The 1,171-nt window shown below is 40.9% G+C and carries 1 protein-coding gene; it reads left to right on the top strand.

What is annotated here, in order from left to right; translation table 11 throughout:
• A partial coding sequence (locus AC3AYF_RS21450) for a (2Fe-2S)-binding protein (protein WP_487780493.1) occupies positions 1–1,171 on the top strand: 1,171 nt, incomplete at both ends.

Here is a 1,171-nt window from a genome sequence, read left to right as displayed (position 1 = left end):
ATGTTCTTGTTATGACGTATCGAAAGGTGCTATTTGTGCCTCTATTGACAATGGATGTACGACCTTAGGTGCTCTAAAAGATGACACTAAAGCTGCTACAGGCTGTGGTGGTTGTGCTGCGCTATTAAAATCAGTGCTTGATTGTGAGTTGGAAAAATCAGGTATTGAAGTTAATACCGATATTTGTGAGCATTTCCCGTACACCCGCCAAGATCTTTATAACCTGATTGTGGTTGAAGAAATTAAATCGTTCAGCGAGCTATTAAGTAAACATGGCTCAGGTAAGGGTTGTGAAATTTGTAAGCAAGCGGTGGGCTCCATCCTAGCGTCGTATTGGAATGAATATGTCTTGAAAAATGAGCATGTCGGTTTACAAGATACCAATGACACCTTCCTAGCGAATGTCCAAAAAGACGGTACTTATTCGGTTATTCCTCGCATGACGGGCGGTGAAGTTACACCAGAAGGATTGATAGCTATTGGCCAAATTGCTAAGAAATATGGTCTATATACTAAGGTAACCGGTGGGCAACGTGTTGATATGTTTGGTGCCCGCGTTGATCAGTTGCCATTGATTTGGAAAGAGCTAATTGATGCTGGTTTTGAAAGTGGTCACGCTTACGGTAAATCATTACGTACGGTTAAATCTTGTGTCGGTAGTACATGGTGCCGCTTTGGTGTTGATGATAGTGTTGGTCTTGCTGTTGAGCTTGAAAATCGCTACAAAGGTTTACGAGCGCCACATAAAATTAAGTTTGCAGTATCTGGTTGTACCCGTGAATGTGCGGAGGCTCAAAGCAAAGATATCGGTATCATCGCTGTTGAAGGAGGTTGGAATCTTTATGTTTGTGGTAACGGCGGCATGAAACCTCGCCATGGTGATTTGTTTGCAACCAATTTAGATAAAGAAACACTGATTAAATACATTGATCGCATTTTGACGTTCTATGTTCGAACTGCTGATAGATTACAACGTACATCGGTATGGATGGAGAATATGGAAGGTGGTCTCGATTATCTGAAATCAGTAGTGATAGACGATAAATTAGCTATTTGTGAACAGTTAGAAATACAAATGGAGCATGTTGTTGAAACGTATCAATGTGAATGGAAAGCAACCATTGAAGATGAGAGCAAGCTAAAACGCTTCCGTCATTTTGTGAATAGTGAT

This window comes from Salinicola sp., from assembly GCF_982684285.1.
This window is presented reverse-complemented; position numbering and strand designations above follow the sequence as displayed.